The sequence below is a fragment of the Streptomyces niveiscabiei genome, from assembly GCF_001419795.1.
In the GTDB taxonomy this organism is placed as follows: domain Bacteria; phylum Actinomycetota; class Actinomycetes; order Streptomycetales; family Streptomycetaceae; genus Streptomyces; species Streptomyces niveiscabiei.
This window is the reverse complement of record NZ_LIRL01001368.1, coordinates 1-838: the sequence shown is the minus strand read 5'-3', so window position 1 is coordinate 838 and position 838 is coordinate 1. Positions and strand designations below refer to the sequence as shown.

The 838-nt window shown below is 73.4% G+C and carries 1 protein-coding gene; it reads left to right on the top strand.

The window, feature by feature from the left end:
- Positions 1-538 (top strand): outer membrane protein assembly factor BamB family protein (locus AOK24_RS44125; protein WP_159052235.1); only part of this gene is annotated, 538 nt, incomplete at its 5' end.
- Positions 539-838: the final 300 nt, after the last annotated feature.

The window sequence follows — 838 nt, the reverse complement described above, 5'->3', positions numbered from 1 at the left end:
CGCGACCGACGGCACGACCCGCCGCCTGCGTACGGCTCCGCCGGTCACCTCCGAGTACACCGGTCTCCTGGACGGCCGTCCCGTGTACGTCGCGCTGCGCGAGGACTCCCGCGCCACGAAGGCCCTGGTCATCGACCTGAAGGCGGACACGGTCCGGACGACGGAACTGGCGGAGCCGCAGGACGGCAGCATGGCCCTGACGAACGGCGTCCTGACGTTCGCGACGTCCAGCGGCCGGGTGACGGCGGTGTCCCCCCTCACCGGCAAGCGCCTGTGGCAGACGGCGACCACCCTGGAACGCCCCGCGAAAGCCGTCCCCGACAGCCGGGGCTCCCTCTTCCTCGCCACCCCCACCGGCCGGGTGGCGGCACTGGACTCCCGTACGGGCGCGCTCCTGTGGGAGACGCACCCCCGGGTGACCGTCGAGAGCCTGCTCTCCGGCACGCCCACACGCCTGCTGCTCGACAAGGGCGCGCTCCTGGCCGTGGCCCCCGAGGGCACCCTCTTCGGCATCGACCCCGCGAACCCCGGCGCCTGACCCCGTCCCCCTCTGGCCGTCCCCCCTCTGGCCGGAACAAGCCTCACCACCCACGCCCCGGCGTGCCACGCTCTTTGCCGTCAGTCCCGCACCACGTGGACCGGGCGGAAACGCTCCGGCGGCATGCCCGTTCCCGATGGTGCCGTCGAGCGACGCCCTGAGCCGCGGATTCCTCTTTCCCGACCAGAAAGCAGGGCACTCGCATGGGTAATCTCCGACGTCTGCTGGCCTCCACCGCGCTCGCGGCCGTACTCGTCGCCGCACCGGGCCTCAGCCTGTCCGCCCCGGCCACGGCAGCCC